Genomic DNA, 17,258 nt, shown 5'->3' with positions numbered 1-17,258 from the left:
CGGTACGACAGATCAGTTGCGGACGGTGATGCAGGAGATGTCGGCGCGCTTCAGGGCGCGGCAGACGGCTTCGGCCTGGTCCCGCTCGAGCCCGGCGAAACGGGCCCGGTAAAGCTTGCGATTGTCCTTGGCGAGGACCGGCTCGGTGAACGGGTCGGCCTTGCTGAGCAGGCCGCGGGCGGAGCTGCGGGCGGCGTCGATGCGCTGCTGGGCTTCGTTCTCGCTCTCGAGTGCGCCGACTTGGACGATCCAGCCGCTATGGGTGACGACCGGCTTGGTGGTGGCGCTCATCTGGATCGGCTGCGGCACAGGATCGGCCGAAGCGAGCTTCGCAGCAGCCGGTGTGGGCGCGGTGGCCGTTGCGGCCGGCAGCACGCCGAGGATGCCGTTGCCGGTGCCGAAGCCCGCCGGCTGACGGGGCATCTCGGTGCGGGCGAGCTCGGCCTTCGGCGCTTCCGGCTGGCTCGCCATCTCGGGCTTGTTGATGAGATCGGCGCGGGCGACGACGGCGCCGGAGGTCTCCGCGACGTCGGAGCGGGCCGCAATCGTGCTCGTGACCTGCGGTGCGACCTGAGCCGGGGCGGCGGAGGCGACCTTCACGGTGCCGGCCTTGACCTGAACCGTCTTCACCCGGACCGGCTTCATCGGCTCGGACGAGCCGGGGATGATGGAGAGCGGCTGGCTGGAGATCACGCCATTTGTGAGCGGCGCGGGCTCGATCCTGGATTCAGTTGGCCGAACCTCGGGCTTGCTGGTGTCAGGCCTGGCTTGAGCCGGCGGCATCGCGGCGGTCGCGGCCGCCAGCGCCGACAGGCGCGAGGCGAGACGCTGCGGGGCCGTCTCGGGGGCAGGGGCGGCCGCGGCCTGCTGGACCTGCGGAGCGGGGCGGGCCGGGGTCTCCGATGCATCGGCGACGTCGGTATTGGCATCTGCGCCGTTGCGCTCGGTGACAGCGACGACGGTGTGGGTGGTGGCGCCCTTCTCGAGGTTCTCCGCGAGCAGGTTGCGCATGGTGGCGTCGCGCGAGCCGCCGCTGCGGCCGCCGAGCACCACGCCGATCAGGTGGCGGTTGCCGCGACGCATCGAGGTCACGAGGTTGAAGCCGGAGGCGCGGGTGTAGCCGGTCTTGATGCCGTCCACGCCCTCGACGCTGCCGAGCAGGTGGTTATGGTTGCGGATCGACTGTCCGCGCCAATTGAACGTCGAGGTCGCGAAATAGCGATAGTAGCGCGGGAAGCGCTCCTGGATGGCGCGGCCGAGCGTGGCCTGGTCGCGCGCGGTCGTGACCTGCTCGTCGTTGGGAAGGCCGTTGGCGTTGCGGTAGACCGTCTTGGACATGCCGAGCGAGCGCGCCTTGCGCGTCATCATCTGGGCGAAGTCGTCCTCGTCGCCGCCGATCGCTTCCGCGATCACGACGGCCGCATCGTTGGCGGAGCGGGTGACGAGGCCCTTGATCGCGTCCTCGACGCGGATGGTCTGGCCGGCACGCAGGTTCAGCTTGGTCGGATCCTGATCGGCGGCGTGCTGCGACACCGGCATCTCGGTGTCGAGCTTCATCCTGCCGGACTCGAGGCGCTCGAACAGCAGATAGAGCGTCATGATCTTGGTGAGCGAGGCGGGGTGGCGGATTCCGTCTGGGCTCGTTGCCTGGAGCACGGAGCCGGAATTGCCGTCGACGATGATCGATGCGAATTTCGGGCTGGAGCTGTCGGACACATCGCGCTGCACCCGGTGGTGCGCGTAATTGCGCCGGTGACGCCGTGCCTCGGCAGCATCGGTGAAGATGACTACGGCGGTGACCGTAAGAAGCCCGAAAACGCCAACCCGCGCCAAGCGCGAGGAAGACAAGTTTTTACGAAGCATGAAACCCCGTCCCCGTTTCTGACTTGATCACCGGCCCGTGAGGCGAAATTGTGCCCACTCGACCCGGGATCATTACCTGCTCAGGCTGTCTCTCCGCTGGTGTTCGCTGCGGGAAACGTTGGGCCTGAGCCGCTGTTCTGGCTAAGGTGATGTTCTCGAACGGCTTTTGACCATTCGCGGAAGCTGAACACGTCCAGGGAATCAGGGTAGGGGTCCGCGGTTTCCAAAAGCTTAAGGAACCATTGCGGGAAACCCCGGGAATCTCAGCGATTTGCATCTAATTTTGTGCGTCGCACAAGATTCTTGACTTTTTTGTGCGTTGCACTATTTTTGGGCGGAGTCAGGGAGCCGGGGCTTCCGGACCAAAGCCAGGGAAAAAGGATTCCGAAATGTTCAAGGTTGAAGACTTTCAGAGCTACGGGAAAGAGCAGTTCGAGCAGTGCGTTGCTTCCGCGACCTCGATGCAGCATGGCCTCCAGGCGATCGCCAGCGCGTATGGCGACTACACCAAGAAGTCGTTTGAAGACACCAAGTCCTTCGTCGAGAAGCTTTCCGGCGTGAAGTCGCTGGACAAGGCCGTGGAAGCGCAGACCGACTTCGCCCGTTCCAGCTACGAGACCTTCGTTGCGGAATCGCAGAAGATCGCCGGCCTCTACAGCGACCTCGCCAAGCAGGCGTTCAAGCCGGTCGAGACCATCGTTTCGAAGTTCACCCCGGCTGCCAACTAACGTCCTCTGGAACTCCTGGAATCGAAAAGCCCGGCTGGTTCAGCCGGGTTTTTTTGTTGTCGCGACAAAGATCCGGTTCAGCGCGCCACGCGCAGCTTCGACAGCGACGTACCGACGTCAACCCCACACGGTCTGACTCGCCGACATCACCGGACAGAACGTGTCGATGCCGTTCGCCTTGGCGTCGTCGCGCAGCTTCTTCCGTCGCGTGTCGATCTGCGAGGCATTGCTGTACCACCAGCGATTCTGCGCATCGAGACCGCCGGCGAGGAGCACGAGGCCACTGAGCTGATCGACCAGGTTCTTCGCGGCCGTCGGCATCGCCGACATCTTGCCGTCCTGGGCCATCGAGCCGGCGTTGTCGAGCAGCATGGCGACGCGCATGCGCACCAGGGGCCACGCGATTGAACGGCAGCTCGATTGGACCGTAGAAAACCGGAGGTATCCCGCGAAACCGCCGCTGCCGCTTAACGGCCGGATTCCCGGTGAAGATGTTCTAAACGGTGCCGGCCGAAACTTTTGTCAAATCGGTCCGGATTGACTAACCTTGGTCAGGATCGCCGGACCGGGAATCGGGACTGCCTCGACCATATTGGCCAGACCGTTGCACGCTTGCGGCGAGCCGGGGGCGGGCCCATATTCCCTACAATCGAGCCGGGCTTGACCGGACCGGTTGGAAGCGGTGATCCAACAAGGCGGCGCGCCCGTGCAAAGCTCCGAAGGGCGGGGCCGCGCGGCTGACCGTCACTCGCTTCCGTGGGGAATTTGAACGCCTGAGCCATGCCGCACCTGACTTTCAGACTAGACCTGTCCGCGCAAGCCGCTGCCCACGCTCCTCGTATGAGCAATGACGAGAACCGTTCGGGCGGACCGACGGGGCCGAATACGTCTGTCATCACCAAGGTCAAGCCGAAGACCAAACGGCCGAACCTGTATCGTGTGCTGATCCTGAACGACGACTACACGCCGATGGAATTCGTCGTCCATGTGCTGGAGAAGTTCTTCCAGAAGGACATCGAGGCCGCGACCAAGATCATGCTGCATGTCCATCATCACGGCATCGGCGAGTGCGGCGTATTCACCTACGAGATCGCCGAGACCAAGGTGACGCAGGTGATGGACTTCGCCCGCAAGCACCAGCATCCGCTGCAATGCGTGATGGAAAAGAAATAACTGCGCGTTCACATCCAGAGTTATTTAGATCGGTTCTGGTTGCGCGGTATGTGATGGCAGCACATCCTGCTGCGTGATCCCGCGAAAATCAGCGGCGTCAATCCTGCCCAAATGGGTAGTTCTGCCCAAATCGGAACGGGTTTTGCATCGAGCATGCCGTGGGCGCGTAATGCCCATTTGAGTCGCGGAACCGGTCTTTCGCCGCGGTCTTGTATAACTATATGTGACAAAGGTTGTTGTTGCCTGACCGGGCGATGGCGATCATGATGGTGGGGGCCATAGAGGACGCGAATGCCGACTTTTTCCCAAAGCCTTGAACAATCCCTGCATCGTGCGCTGGCGATCGCAAACGAGCGTCATCACCAATACGCGACGCTCGAGCATCTCTTGCTCTCCCTGATCGACGACTCCGATGCAGCCGCCGTCATGCGCGCCTGTAGCGTCGATCTCGACAAGCTCCGCACGAGCCTCGTCAATTACCTTGAAACCGAATTCGAGAATCTGGTGACGGATGGCGCCGACGACGCCAAGCCGACCGCCGGTTTCCAGCGCGTGATCCAGCGCGCGGTGATCCATGTGCAGTCGTCCGGTCGCGAAGAGGTGACCGGCGCCAACGTGCTGATCGCGATCTTCGCCGAGCGCGAGAGCCATGCCGCGTACTTCCTGCAGGAGCAGGACATGACGCGCTATGACGCCGTCAACTACATCAGCCACGGCATCGCCAAGCGGCCGGGCGTCTCCGAGGCGCGGCCGGTGCGCGGCGTCGACGAAGAGACCGAGGCAAAGGGTACCGAGGACGCCAAGAAGAAGGGCGAAGCGCTCGAGACCTATTGCGTCAACCTCAACAAGAAGGCGCGCGACGGCAAGATCGATCCGGTGATCGGACGCAATTCCGAGATCAACCGAGCGATCCAGGTGCTGTGCCGCCGGCAGAAGAACAACCCGCTGTTCGTGGGCGAGGCCGGCGTCGGCAAGACCGCGATCGCGGAGGGCCTCGCCAAGCGCATCGTCGACAGCGAGGTGCCGGAGGTTCTTGCGGCTGCGACCGTGTTCTCGCTCGACATGGGCACACTGCTCGCGGGCACGCGCTATCGTGGCGACTTCGAGGAGCGCCTGAAGCAGGTGCTGAAGGAGCTCGAAGCTCATCCCAACGCCATCCTGTTCATCGACGAGATCCACACCGTGATCGGTGCGGGCGCGACGTCGGGCGGGGCGATGGATGCGTCGAACCTGCTCAAGCCGGCGCTTGCCTCGGGCACGATCCGCTGCATGGGCTCGACCACCTACAAGGAATACCGCCAGCACTTCGAGAAGGACCGCGCGCTGGTGCGGCGCTTCCAGAAGATCGACATCAACGAGCCGACGGTCGAGGACGCGATCGCGATCCTCAAGGGCCTCAAGCCTTACTTCGAGGACTACCACCGGCTGAAGTACACCAACGAGGCGATCGAGGCTGCGGTGCAGCTCTCCTCGCGCTACATCCACGACCGCAAGCTGCCCGACAAGGCGATCGACGTGATCGACGAGTCCGGCGCGGCGCAGATGCTGGTGGCCGAGAACAAGCGCAAGAAGACGATCGGCATCAAGGAGATCGAGACCACGATCGCCTCGATGGCGCGGATCCCGCCGAAGAGCGTGTCGAAGGACGATGCCGAGGTGCTCAAGCATCTCGAGCAGACCCTGAAGCGCACCGTGTTCGGCCAGGACAAGGCGATCGAGTCGCTTGCCGCATCGATCAAGCTGGCGCGTGCCGGTTTGCGCGAGCCGGAGAAGCCGATCGGCTGCTATTTGTTCTCGGGTCCGACCGGCGTCGGCAAGACCGAAGTCGCAAAGCAGCTCGCGGCGTCGCTCGGCGTCGAGCTGCTGCGCTTCGACATGTCCGAATACATGGAGCGGCATACCGTGTCGCGCCTGATCGGCGCGCCTCCCGGCTATGTCGGCTTCGACCAGGGCGGCCTGCTCACTGACGGCGTCGATCAGCATCCGCATTGCGTGGTTCTGCTCGACGAAATCGAGAAGGCGCATCCCGACCTCTACAACGTGCTGCTCCAGATCATGGATCACGGCCGACTCACCGACCATAACGGCAAGCAGGTCAACTTCCGCAACGTGATCCTGATCATGACCACGAATGCGGGTGCTTCGGATCTCGCCAAGCAGGCGTTCGGCTTCACCCGCTCGAAGCGAGAAGGCGACGACCACGAGGCGATCAACCGGCAGTTCGCGCCGGAATTCCGCAACCGTCTCGATGCCATCGTCTCGTTCGGCCATCTCAGCGTCGAGGTGATCGGCACGGTCGTGGAGAAGTTCGTGCTTCAGCTCGAGGCGCAGCTCGGCGATCGCGACGTCACCATCGAACTGTCCGAGCCCGCCAAGACCTGGCTGGTCCAGCATGGATACGACGAGCAGATGGGCGCACGGCCCATGGCCCGCGTCATCCAGGAGCACATCAAGAAGCCGCTGGCTGACGAGGTGCTGTTCGGCAAGCTCAAGGGTGGCGGCCACGTCCGCGTCGTCCTGGTCAAGGACGAGGCCGACGAGACCAAGGACAAGATCGGGTTCGAGTTCCTCGACGGTCCGATCACGCCGAAGCAGGAGAAGCTGCCCGGCGCCCGCAAGCGTCCGCCGGGCAAGTCCAAGCCGGGCGGTGGTGGCTCCGGCGGTTCGAAGGGGCCGACCTCGAAGGGCCCGCTGGTCAAGGCTTGATTGCGAGCGATATGAAATGAAAAGGCCGGCTGAAAAGCCGGCCTTTTTGTTTGCGTGGCCGTTGCGAGGCGCTAGGTGCCGGTGTCAGGCGCAGGCGCCGCCGGCGGCCGCGGCTTCTTCGGCGCGGGTGGCCGCGCGCGGGCAGGAGCTGACGGCTGCATGGTCGCGATGACAGGGTTTGGCTTGTGATCGGTTGCCGCCCCGGTGGCAGCATCGACGCCCATGCCGACGACACCGCCGAGCAAAAGATTTCCGGCGAAGCCGGCGGCCCCGGAGGTCGGTATGTCCCGGCTGAGCGGCACGATCTGCGGTTCATAGCCTTCCTTCTGGAAGGTGATCGAAATGTCGGCGTTCCGCTTGACGACCACGGAGCACGGCGTCGTGCAGGTGGTCGGAACTTCCATTCCGCTGACGACGGCTTCCACGCCCGACGGTGTCGATGAGATGCTGATGTTTTCGGTCGTGCCCCGCGTGACAGACGCGCAGCCGCCCAGCATGACGCTGAGCGCCACAATTCCAAATGAACGCATGAAATGCCCCTTATTCCCCGCGTCAATGAAGCGCAGGCAATACGTCATTGGTCCAGATAGTTAAGCCACGCACAAGTTGCGCGTGAGGACAGCTGAACCTGGACGTGAGCTATTCGCCGCGCAGGCGTTGGTCGTCCTGTACCCGGACGTGCTCGGCGCCGCGCGCGCCCGCGGGCGACAGCCGCAGCATGCTCAGCACTGCACCGCACAGCGCAAATCCGACGCCGACAAGGAGCGCGATCCTGGTTCCCTCGGTCGGATAGCGGCCGAGCAGCAGCGCCACCAGCGCCGCGCCGGTGGTCTGGCCGAGCAGGCGCGCCGTGCCCAGCATGCCGCTGGCGCCGCCGGCGCGCTCGCGCGGGGCGGCCGCGATCATGGTGCGGTTGTTGGGGGTCTGGAACAGGCCGAAGCCGGCCCCCGCCAGCGCCATCCGCCAGATCACGTCGAGCGGCGTCGGGCTTGCAGGCAGGAAGGCGAGTGCGCCGAGGCCGCAGGCAAACAGCGTGAGCCCGATGCCGCCGAGCAGGCCGGCCGGATAATGCTCGACCAGGCGGCCGGCGAGCGGGGCTGCGAACGCCACCGCGATCGGCCATGGCGTGATCAGAAGTCCCATATGCACCGCCGAATAACCGAAGCGGCTCTGGAGGTAGAAGGGGATAGCGACGAAGGCCAGCATCTGCCCGCAGAACGAGGCGATCGAGGTCGCAATCGACAGCGCGAACACCGGGATGCGCAACAGGTCGACCGGCAAGAGCGGCGAGGTCATGTGGGTTTCGCGGTAGATCAGCAGCGCGCCCGCGACGATGGCGATGGCGAATTGAACGAGACAGGTGATGGCGGCCTCGCCATGACCGACGCTGTCGACGGCCGCGATGCCGACGCCGAAGGTGATCGCGGACAGCCCTGCGCTCTGCCAGTCGAAGGAACGGCCGGCGGGTTTTGTGTGCGGCAGGCTGCGCAGGCCGAGCACCAGCGTCACTGCACCGAGCGGGACGTTAATGGCGAACAGCCAGGGCCAGGTTCCGACCGCCAGGATTCCCGCGGCGAGCGTCGGGCCGACCGCGGCCGAGAAGGCGACGACGAGCGCGTTGATCCCGATGCCGCGGCCGAGCTGGCTGCGCGGGTAGGTGAAGCGCACCAGTGCCGCGTTGACGCTCATGATGCCGGCGGCGCCAAAACCCTGGATGATGCGCGCGATCGTCAGCAGCGGCAGCGTATGCGCGAGCGCGCAGAAGGCGGATGCGAGCGTGAACAGGACGAGCCCGGCCAGATAGACGCGGCGATAGCCGACGATCTCGCCGAGCGACGCCAGCGGCAGCAGCGAGATCGTGATCGCGAGCTGGTAGCCATTGACGATCCAGATCGAGAAGGCCGGGCTCGCATCGAGGTCGGCTGCGATCGTCGGCAGCGCCACGTTGGCGATGGCGCTGTCGACGACCGCCATGATGATGCCGAGCGCAATCGTCAGCACCGCCTGGTTGCGCAGCGGCTGCGGCAGGCCGTCGGCATGCTCGATCGGGGCAGACGACATGATGGAGGCGAGCCTGATTGGAGCCGTGATTCATCCCCGGATTAGGAAATTGCAGGATGGATCGCAACCCGGCAGGACCCGGACAGTTCCTGTGCCGGAAGCAGGCCTTCCGGCACAGGAAAACGGGTCGGGACCGCTCTCGCGAGGGCTCGGGGAGCCGAGCGGTCGGGCAGTTAGCCGTCCCTACACCGCCGGCGGATTGCGGTCGGTGAAGGTGGTGCGCTGGTGCCAGTAGGGATAGGGCAAGGTCACCTTGCTCGCGGCATCGAGCTTTGCGATCTGGTCCTTGGTCAACGTCCACCCAACCGCGCCGAGATTTTCGCGCAGCTGCGTCTCGTTGCGCGCGCCGATGATCAGCGTCGAGACCGTCGGACGCTGGAGCAGCCAGTTCAGCGTGATCTGCGAGACGCTCTTGCCCGTTTCCTTGGCGACCTCGTCGATCGCCTCGACCACGCGATAGACGTGCTCATCGGGCACGGGCGGGCCGAAATCGGCGGTCTTGGGCAGGCGACTGACCTCGGGCTTCGGTTGACCCCGTCGGATTTTTCCGGTGAGGCGCCCCCATCCGAGCGGCGACCAGACCACCGCGCCGAGCCCCTGGTCCACGCCGAGCGGCATCAGCTCCCATTCGTAGTCGCGCCCGATCAGGGAATAGTAGGTCTGATTGGCGACATAGCGTGGGAAGCCATGCTTGTCGGCAACCGAGAGCGACTTCATCAGGTGCCAGCCCGAAAAGTTGGAGACGCCGACATAGCGGATCTTGCCGGCGCGCACGAGCACGTCGAGAGTCGCAAGCACCTCTTCAGGCGGGGTGAACGCGTCGAAGCCGTGAAGCTGGAACAGGTCGATGTAATCGGTGCCGAGCCGGCTCAGCGAACCGTCGATGGCCGCGAGCAGATGCTGCCGTGACGAGCCGATGTCGTTGGGTCCATCGCCGAAGCGGAAGGTGGCCTTGGTCGAGATCAGAACCTTGTCGCGGCGACCCTTGATGGCCTCGCCGAGGACGCGCTCGGATTCGCCGAGGGAATAGACGTTGGCGGTGTCGAACATCGACACCCCGGCATCGAGGCAGATATCCAGAAGGCGCCGCGCCTCGGTCGCGTCCGTTGTACCCCATGCAGCAAGGCGGCCGACGCCGCCGAAGGTGCCCGTTCCCAGGCTCAAAGCGGGCACCATGAGGCCGGATCGGCCCAAGCGTCGGTATTCCATCGATATGCTCCTCGGCTGGCCGCTGGTTGATCGGTGCGGCCTTGGGGTGCGATGGTAATGCAAGCGCGGGCCGCGTCCTATCACGCGCTCACATACCGGCCTTGCTCGGGAATGGCCTAGTCGTGCAGGCGCATGTCATCGAATGCTGCATCGGCAAGGCGCGCGCCGGGCGACTTCACCGATGACTGAACCTCGACCCTGGTTGCGGGCGAGGGGAAGCAGGCAGCTTCGCCGTCACGCGCCTGCCGCGGCAGCAGCGTCAGGCCCCAGCCCACCAGGACCAGCACCGCGAGCCTGATCGCGATCACACCCAGCAATAGCTCCGAGCCGCTTATGGTGGCGTGAGTCCTCATGCACGCCAGCCTGATGCGCGCAGCTGGACAAGGCAATCTGGAATTGACGAGCCTTGCCTTCGCCTGCAGCGAAGGCTCAAGGTGATAGCTGGCTGGATGTCAGTGCCGCAACTGGCTCTGCCTGAAGTCGCGTGGCGACATTCCGAAATGCTCGCGGAAAACGCGGCCGAAATGCGAGAGGTCGTTGAAGCCCCAGGCGAAGGCGATCTCGCTGACGTGGCGATGGGCCAGCACGGGCGAGGCGAGGTCACGCCGGCATTGGGCCAGACGCTCGGCAAGCACGTGGCGCTGGAACGAGGTATCCTCGTCGGCGAGGAGATCGTTCACATAGCGTGGCGAGATGCCGAGTGCAGCAGCGGCCTCCGACAGCGAGAGGTCGGGATCCGCTAGGTGAGTGCGGATGTGGGCCTTCAAGCGATAGAGCAGGGCGGAGCGATGGGTGGAGGACGGCAGCGATGTCTTGCCAAGCCGTTCGCTCAGCGCCATCGCGAGCAGATCGACGGCCTGCTCCGACAACGCCGCAGCGTTGTCCGGGGTAAGTCGGTCCGCGCTCTGGCAAAGCCTGAAGATGAAATCATAGGCGAGCCGTTCGAGCGGCACATCGGCGCCGAACGACATCGCGGTGAGCGTCTCGGTGGCGCCGAGCCGGCGCTGCAACATTTCGCGCGGCACCTTGAAGATGGTCTGCGCGAAGGCGTGGTTGAACTTCAGCTCATAGGGACGCGTCGTGTCGTAGAGCGCGAACTCGCCGGGATGGATCACGGTCTCGCGGCCGTCCTGCACCACGCCTCCGTCGCCGCGATTGCCGAGTGCGACCAGGACAAAATCCTGATCCGAACGCGCGATGCGGGACGGCGTCCGGAACACGTGCTGGCGGTCGGAGCAGACCTCGGAGCACACGGCCCTGCCGAGCGGGGCCTGCGTGACCGAGCCGCGAAAGGCGCTGCCGAGGTCGGACTTGCAGTCGAGCCCGACGAAGACGTCGCAGACGATGTCCTGCCACAGCGCCAGCCGGCGGTAGCCGGGGCTGCCGTCTGTCGTGAACTGGATTGGCATCGGCAAGCCTCCCTGTCACATCCAGCAAAACCGCATGTTGGCGCAGATCCAGCCAGACCGAAGGCAAGTCCCGTACCCGTCGGCGATCCCGGCCAGTCGAGTTTTTGTTCCACTGCGGTCGAGCGCCCGGCCGGGTGGCTTGGCCAAATAGACTGCATCGGACGTGGCTTCCGATCAACCGGCAATGGAGGCGGGAATGGGCATCGAACATCCGAAATACAAGGTCGCGGTGGTGCAGGCGGCGCCCGCCTGGCTGGATCTCGACGCCTCGATCGACAAGTCGATCGCGCTGATCGGGGACGCCGCCGAGAAGGGCGCCAAGCTGATCGCCTTTCCCGAGGCCTTCATCCCCGGCTACCCCTGGCATATCTGGATGGACTCGCCGGCCTGGGCGATCGGCCGCGGCTTCGTGCAGCGCTACTTCGACAACTCGCTGTCCTATGACAGTCCGCAGGCCGAGCGGCTGCGCGACGCCGTACGCAAGGCAAAGCTCACCGCCGTGCTCGGCCTGTCCGAGCGTGACGGCGGCAGTCTCTATCTGGCGCAATGGCTGATCGGGCCCGACGGCGAGACCATCGCAAAGCGCCGCAAGCTGCGGCCGACCCATGCCGAGCGCACGGTCTATGGCGAGGGTGACGGCAGCGATCTCGCCGTCCACGCAAGATCGGACATCGGCCGCATCGGCGCATTGTGCTGCTGGGAGCATCTCCAGCCATTGTCGAAATATGCGATGTACGCCCAGAACGAGCAGGTGCATGTCGCGGCTTGGCCGAGCTTCTCGCTCTACGATCCCTTTGCGCCGGCGCTCGGCGCCGAGGTCAACAATGCCGCCTCGCGCGTCTATGCGGTGGAGGGCTCCTGCTTCGTGCTCGCGCCGTGCGCGACGGTCTCGCAGGCCATGATCGACGAGCTCTGCGACCGCCCGGACAAGAATGCGTTGCTGCACGTGGGCGGCGGGTTCGCCGCGATCTACGGCCCCGACGGCAGCCAGATCGGCGACAAGCTGGCGCCGGACCAGGAGGGGCTGCTGATTGCCGAGATCGATCTCGGCGCCATCGGTGTTGCCAAGAACGCTGCCGATCCCGCCGGGCATTATTCGCGGCCCGACGTGACGCGGCTACTGCTCAACAAGAAGCGATACCAGCGCGTCGAGCAGTTCGCGCTGCCGGTCGACACCATTGAGCCCACGGATATCGCGGCGGCGGCGAGCTGATCGCCGGGATCAAGGGGAGGGTACGATCATGGAATCCGCAATTCCTCTGCATCTCGAGACCCAGCGCACGCGCCACAAGCGCGTGCCGGACGACTACCAGCCGCCATATCCGTCGTTCGTGGCGCGCTACAAGCCCGCCGTAAGCCGCGTCGTGATGGCCTATTTCGGTCTGCAGTATCGCGGCGCGGCGCCGGCGGCTGCGACGGAGGCACTCGCCGAGATCGCGGCGCGGTTTGCTGCCGAGGGCGGGCCTTCGCATTGGGACCGCGCCCGCTACGTCGACCGCGCCGGTTATGAGACCGTCGTGTCGGTTGCCTATTGGGACGACGTCGCGCGCTTCGACGCATGGTTCGCGCCGGCACGCGAGGCGTGGACTGTGAAGGCGCACGAGGGCATCGGCACCTTCATCGAGGTGCTGCGTCCCACGGTCGCCCGGCACGAGACGCTGTTCTCCTCGCTCGACCGGCCCGAGGGCGTGGCCGCAATCGCCGACGGCATGAGCGGCGAGGTGCAGGAGCACGCCTATTGGGGCGGCATGCGCGATCGCATGCCTCTGTCGCAGACCGATCCGATGACGCCGGGCGGCACGCCGGAATTGATCCGCGACGGCGCGCGGCTGCGGGTGAAGGCGCACGACAATCTCTGCCTGATCCGCTCCGGGCAGGACTGGAGCGATACGGAGGCATCCGAGCGAAAGCTCTATCTCGACGATGTCGAGCCGGTGCTGCGCGAGGGCATGGATTTTCTGCGCGACGACGGGCTTGGCATCGGCTGCTACGCCAACCGCTACATGCAGGTGCTCTCCGCCGACGGCAGCGAGAGCGAAAAGTCCTACGGCCAGAGCTGGTGGAAGAGCCTTGCCGCACTGGAGCGCTGGGCGGAGTCACATCCGACCCACGTCAAGATATTCGGCGCGGCGATGAAATACCTGTCGACGCTCGGGCCGTCGGCAAAGCTACGGCTCTATCACGAGGTCACGGTGGCGGCCGCGGACGAGCAGCTCTTCGAATATCTGAACTGCCATTCGAAGACCGGCATGCTGGCGGCGGTCGAGACCGTCAGCGCCTAGGCTGCGCAGTGACCGAGCAGTTCGGGATGCGCGGCGCAGATGTGATGTGCGCCGGCATCCCGCAGCTCGGCCTCGCTGCCATAACCATAGAGCACGCCGATCGCGGTCATGCCGTTGGTGCGGGCGCCGATCACGTCGTGGCTGCGGTCGCCGATCATGATCGCGCTGCCGGGATCGACCGTCGTTTCGTCGAGCGCATAGCGCAGCAGGTCGCGCTTGTCGACACGCGTGCCGTCGAGCTCGGAGCCGAACACCCGCTCGAAATACGGCTTCAGGCCGAAATGATCGACGATGCGGATGGCGTAGGCCGCGGGCTTGCTGGTGGCGACGAACATGCGCTGGCTGGTTGCGGCGATCGTCGTCAGCGTGTCGATGATGCCGGCATAGGCCTCGTTCTCGAACAGGCCGATATCGGCAAATCGCTCGCGATAGAGCAGTAGCGCGCGGTCGGCTAGCGCGTCGCTTCCAGTGAGCTTCTTCAGGCTGGCGTGCAGGGGCGGCCCGATGCACCAGGTCAGCTCGTCCTCGCTCGGCACGGCAAGGTCGAGCCGCTCCAGCGCGTATTGGATCGAGCGGGTGATCCCGGGCTTCGGGTTGGTCAGCGTGCCGTCGAGATCGAAGAAGATTGTAGCCATGCCAGTCGTGCCCGTGTTGATACCGTCGTTGTTTGACCTAAACGACGCCGCTGCTCAAGGCAACGCCGCCGCGTCGCGCGACGTTTTAAAGCTCGCTATTGGCAGGGCATAAGCGTAAAGTCCTGCGATCACCGCCCTTCCCATGGCATCCATCGGTGACTGAGGGTCACTAGCGCTCCCGCCGAACGAGGAGGAGCGCGCATGCCTCGCTTTAATCTGGCCGACTGGATCGTGCCGCCGGTGATCGTCCCGCTGTTTCTGTTGCTCCTGGTGGCCGCTGCGGCTTTTCTGCATGGATAGGACGCCGCTCCAATATCTGGTGAGCGGACGCGATCAAAGCGGCTACGTCAGCCTGGCCCGCACCACGACGGCCGCCGCTCTGAAGAAGGCGAGGGAGCTGTTGCAGGAAGGCTATGTCGACGTGCGGATATGCACGCCGCAGGGCCGGGTTCTGCTGTCTGACGAGTTCGACCAGTTCGAGGCATGAGGAGCGCAGGGGCGTCAAGCGGCGCGCCCGGATCCTCCGCGAGGAACGATACCCGTATGAAAATACTTATTGTCGCACTGGCGCTTGGCACATTCGTGCAAAGTGCAGTCGCCAAAGAGCCGGACTGCCGCGCGATCGAGAGCACGAGCGGACGGCTTGCCTGTTACGACGCCGCGTTTCCGCCGAAAGCGAAGCAACCCACTGCTGCCGAACAAGACGCAGCGCGGGCTGCCTACAAGGACCCCTTCATTGCGGAAGAGGCCAGAACCGCAGCGAAGCTGAAGAATATCTGTCGCGGCTGTTGAGGTTTGCAATCAAGCAGCGCGTGGCAGAAGTGACGGACGACAGAATTCGCCGGCGCGTCCGCCCGCCGTGCACACTCCGACATCAAGCGAAATCATAGAGGTGCCGACATGACGCCGCTCCGCCGTATCGCCGTGATCGGCAACTCGCTGCCTCGACGATGCGGAATTGCGACCTATACGACCGACCTGAAGAACGCGATATCGATTTCGCGCCAGGATCTGGAGACCTGCATCGTGGCAATGACCGATCGCGGTCAAGCCTATGATTATCCTCCGGCGGTCGCGTTCCAGATCAAGGACGGCAATATCGAAGACTACATGCGGGCCGCGGATTTCCTCAATGCCGGCCGGTTCGATGCCGTGTGTTTGCAGCACGAGTTCGGGATTTTCGGTGGTGAGGCCGGAGCCCATATCCTCGTGCTGTTGTCCCGCCTTGCCATGCCGGTGGTGACGACGTTCCATACCGTGCTCGCCGATCCGACATCTGCGCAGCGGACGGTCATGGAGCGCATCGTCGAGGCGTCGTCGAAGGTCGTGGTGATGGCCAATAAGGGCCGCGAACTGCTGCGCGACGTCTACCGGGTGGCTGGCGACAAGATCGAGGTCATCGCCCACGGCATTCCGGACGTCGCCTTCGTCGAGCCCGATGCAGCGAAGGCCAAGCTTGGATTTGAGCAAAAATCGGTCATCCTGACATTCGGCCTGTTGTCACCGAACAAGGGCATCGAAATCATGATCGACGCCATGCCGTCGATTCTGAAGCGCTGCGCGAATGCGGTGTATGTCGTGCTTGGCGCAACGCACCCCAACCTGGTCCGAAACCAGGGCGAGGCCTATCGCGAGAGCCTGATGGCGCGGGTGCGCGAACTCGGAATTGACGACCACGTGGTGTTCTTCGACCGGTTCGCGGATCTCGCCACGCTGCTCGAATTCATCTCGATGTGCGACGTCTATGTCACGCCCTATCTCAACGAGGCCCAGATGACCTCGGGAACCCTGGCCTACAGCTTCGGATTGGGGAAGCCGGTCGTCTCGACGCCTTACTGGCACGCCCGCGAGCTGCTTGCCGACGGGTGCGGCGTGCTGGTGCCTTTCAGCGACGCCGCGGCGATCGGCAACGAGATCGCAGGCCTGCTGACCGACGACGCCCGCCGGCAGGCGATGTCGCGGCGCGCCTATGCGGCGAGCCGGATGATGACATGGGAGCGGGTGGCCGAGCGCTACGTGTCCGTCTTCGAGAATGTACGGCAAGGCCATCGGCTTAAGCTCTTCGCGGGCTCAGACATGAATGTGCCGGAGCCACGTAGCCCCGCATCGCCCGATATGCAGATCGGCCATTTCCTGTCGATGTGCGATGATGTCGGCCTGTTCCAGCATGCGGTCCATTCGGTGCCGGATCGCGCGCACGGCTATTGCGTCGACGACAATGCCCGAGCGCTGCTGCTGGCCTGCGCCCTCAATGGTCCAGGCGAACAGCCGCTGTCCGAAATCCTGACGAGCCGGTTTGCGGCATTCGTGCAGCACGCCTGGAATCCCGACACCGGGCAATTTCGCAACTTCATGGGGTTCAATCGAACCTGGCTTGAGGACAGAGGGTCAGAAGACAGTCACGGGCGGACGCTATGGGCTTTGGGCGAGGCTGCACGCAGAGACGCGAGCCCGGCCCGGCGCCTGTGGGCCGCTGCCTTGTTCGCCCAGGCATTGTCGATCGCGGCGAGCTTTCGTTCGCCCCGCGCATGGGCATTCATGCTGCTGGGCTTGGACGCTTATTGCGCTGTGGCTCCGGACGATCTCCACGCCAGGGACGTCCGGCATTCCCTTGCTGGCAGGTTGATGGCGTGTCTGGCGTCGGTCGAGACGTCGGACTGGGTGTGGTTTGAGGAAGGGCTGGCCTACGACAACGCGCGGCTGCCGCAGGCGTTGATCCTCACAGGCATGGCGACGCAGGCGCCCCAATATCTCGATGCCGGATTGAGGTCTCTGCGCTGGCTCATGACGCAGCAGACGACCGCGGCAGGGCATTTCCGGCCGGTCGGCACCGCCGGCTTCGGCGAGCGGCGGCAACGTCCCCGTGCGTTTGATCAGCAGCCCGTGGAGGCAACGGCGACGATCGCCGCCTGCCTCGCTGCGTGGCGTGCCGACGGCGATGCCGAATGGAAAGCCATGGCAACTCGGGCCTTCGCCTGGTTCCTAGGCAGCAACGATCTCTCAGTGGCGCTGGTCGATCCGCTCACTGGCAGTTGCCGGGATGGTTTGCACGCTGATCGCGCCAACGAAAACCGCGGGGGCGAGTCCGTTGTTTGCTATCTCCTCGGGCTTGCCGAGATGCGCCAGCTTGCGCGCGTCAACCCGAGCTTGACGAGGCCCACAGCCTTGCGCGCCGTGAGCGCCTGAACTTCA

General features: G+C 64.7%; 16 protein-coding genes. 8 read left to right on the top strand and 8 right to left on the bottom strand.

Annotated features, from left to right (window positions below; genetic code table 11):
- Positions 1–12: 12 nt before the first annotated feature.
- Positions 13–1,863, bottom strand: coding sequence for a D-alanyl-D-alanine carboxypeptidase (locus tag AC0L3X_RS29390; RefSeq protein WP_231142133.1), 1,851 nt, complete (start codon positions 1,861–1,863; stop codon positions 13–15).
- Positions 1,864–2,252: 389 nt separating this feature from the next.
- Between AC0L3X_RS29390 and AC0L3X_RS29385 the strand changes: the two genes are divergently transcribed.
- A complete protein-coding gene (locus tag AC0L3X_RS29385; RefSeq protein ID WP_014494653.1) occupies positions 2,253–2,591 on the top strand; it encodes a phasin family protein in 339 nt (112 codons plus the stop codon).
- A 117-nt stretch (positions 2,592–2,708) separates the two neighbouring features.
- On the opposite strand, the gene AC0L3X_RS29380 is transcribed toward AC0L3X_RS29385, so the two are convergent.
- A complete protein-coding gene (locus AC0L3X_RS29380; protein WP_084795099.1) occupies positions 2,709–2,981 on the bottom strand; it encodes a hypothetical protein in 273 nt (90 codons plus the stop codon).
- Between the two features lie 450 nt (positions 2,982–3,431).
- Between AC0L3X_RS29380 and clpS the strand changes: the two genes are divergently transcribed.
- Both clpS and clpA read left to right on the top strand, forming a co-directional pair.
- On the top strand, positions 3,432–3,764 hold the full coding sequence (gene clpS / locus AC0L3X_RS29375) for an ATP-dependent Clp protease adapter ClpS (protein ID WP_014494655.1): 333 nt from the start codon (positions 3,432–3,434) through the stop codon (positions 3,762–3,764).
- Between the two features lie 291 nt (positions 3,765–4,055).
- Positions 4,056–6,470, top strand: a complete 2,415-nt coding sequence (clpA, locus tag AC0L3X_RS29370) for an ATP-dependent Clp protease ATP-binding subunit ClpA (protein WP_014494656.1) — start codon at positions 4,056–4,058, stop codon at positions 6,468–6,470.
- 71 nt (positions 6,471–6,541) lie between these two features.
- On the opposite strand, the gene AC0L3X_RS29365 is transcribed toward clpA, so the two are convergent.
- The 5 genes from AC0L3X_RS29365 to AC0L3X_RS29345 form a co-directional block, all read right to left on the bottom strand.
- On the bottom strand, positions 6,542–7,000 hold the full coding sequence (locus AC0L3X_RS29365) for a PEGA domain-containing protein (protein ID WP_063982766.1): 459 nt from the start codon (positions 6,998–7,000) through the stop codon (positions 6,542–6,544).
- Between the two features lie 109 nt (positions 7,001–7,109).
- Positions 7,110–8,531 carry an MFS transporter gene (locus tag AC0L3X_RS29360; RefSeq protein WP_063982767.1) on the bottom strand — a complete coding sequence of 474 codons (1,422 nt, stop codon included), beginning with the start codon at positions 8,529–8,531 and terminating at the stop codon, positions 7,110–7,112.
- Positions 8,532–8,714: 183 nt separating this feature from the next.
- The gene (locus AC0L3X_RS29355; protein WP_354131471.1) at positions 8,715–9,740 is read right to left on the bottom strand and encodes an aldo/keto reductase; all 1,026 of its coding nucleotides are present in this window, start codon (positions 9,738–9,740) and stop codon (positions 8,715–8,717) included.
- 116 nt (positions 9,741–9,856) lie between these two features.
- Positions 9,857–10,093 (bottom strand): hypothetical protein, encoded by a 237-nt coding sequence (locus AC0L3X_RS29350; protein WP_063982769.1) that lies wholly within the window; start codon positions 10,091–10,093, stop codon positions 9,857–9,859.
- A gap of 99 nt (positions 10,094–10,192) precedes the next feature.
- Complete coding sequence (locus tag AC0L3X_RS29345; RefSeq protein WP_063982770.1) at positions 10,193–11,149, bottom strand: AraC-like ligand-binding domain-containing protein; 957 nt, start codon at positions 11,147–11,149, stop codon at positions 10,193–10,195.
- A gap of 196 nt (positions 11,150–11,345) precedes the next feature.
- Here AC0L3X_RS29345 and AC0L3X_RS29340 point away from each other — a divergent pair, with 196 nt between their 5' ends.
- Together AC0L3X_RS29340 and AC0L3X_RS29335 are read left to right on the top strand one after the other, a co-directional pair.
- Positions 11,346–12,362 carry a carbon-nitrogen hydrolase family protein gene (locus AC0L3X_RS29340; protein ID WP_063982771.1) on the top strand — a complete coding sequence of 339 codons (1,017 nt, stop codon included), beginning with the start codon at positions 11,346–11,348 and terminating at the stop codon, positions 12,360–12,362.
- A 28-nt stretch (positions 12,363–12,390) separates the two neighbouring features.
- A complete protein-coding gene (locus AC0L3X_RS29335) occupies positions 12,391–13,431 on the top strand; it encodes a phenylacetaldoxime dehydratase family protein (RefSeq protein WP_063982772.1) in 1,041 nt (346 codons plus the stop codon).
- Here the strand turns inward: AC0L3X_RS29335 and AC0L3X_RS29330 are convergent.
- A complete protein-coding gene (locus AC0L3X_RS29330; RefSeq protein WP_354131472.1) occupies positions 13,428–14,066 on the bottom strand; it encodes an HAD family hydrolase in 639 nt (212 codons plus the stop codon). The two genes, AC0L3X_RS29335 and AC0L3X_RS29330, sit on opposite strands and share 4 nt — an antisense overlap.
- A gap of 292 nt (positions 14,067–14,358) precedes the next feature.
- Here AC0L3X_RS29330 and AC0L3X_RS29325 point away from each other — a divergent pair, with 292 nt between their 5' ends.
- The 3 genes from AC0L3X_RS29325 to AC0L3X_RS29315 all read left to right on the top strand — a co-directional run bounded on the left by AC0L3X_RS29325 (position 14,359) and on the right by AC0L3X_RS29315 (position 17,252).
- Positions 14,359–14,553 carry a hypothetical protein gene (locus tag AC0L3X_RS29325; protein ID WP_063982774.1) on the top strand — a complete coding sequence of 65 codons (195 nt, stop codon included), beginning with the start codon at positions 14,359–14,361 and terminating at the stop codon, positions 14,551–14,553.
- 56 nt (positions 14,554–14,609) lie between these two features.
- Positions 14,610–14,858 carry a type VI secretion system-associated protein TagO gene (locus AC0L3X_RS29320; protein WP_063982775.1) on the top strand — a complete coding sequence of 83 codons (249 nt, stop codon included), beginning with the start codon at positions 14,610–14,612 and terminating at the stop codon, positions 14,856–14,858.
- A 108-nt stretch (positions 14,859–14,966) separates the two neighbouring features.
- Positions 14,967–17,252, top strand: coding sequence for a glycosyltransferase family 4 protein (locus AC0L3X_RS29315; RefSeq protein WP_063982776.1), 2,286 nt, complete (start codon positions 14,967–14,969; stop codon positions 17,250–17,252).
- Positions 17,253–17,258 lie beyond the last annotated feature (6 nt).

This window comes from Bradyrhizobium sp. MI1.7 (assembly GCF_055811795.1).
This window is presented reverse-complemented; position numbering and strand designations above follow the sequence as displayed.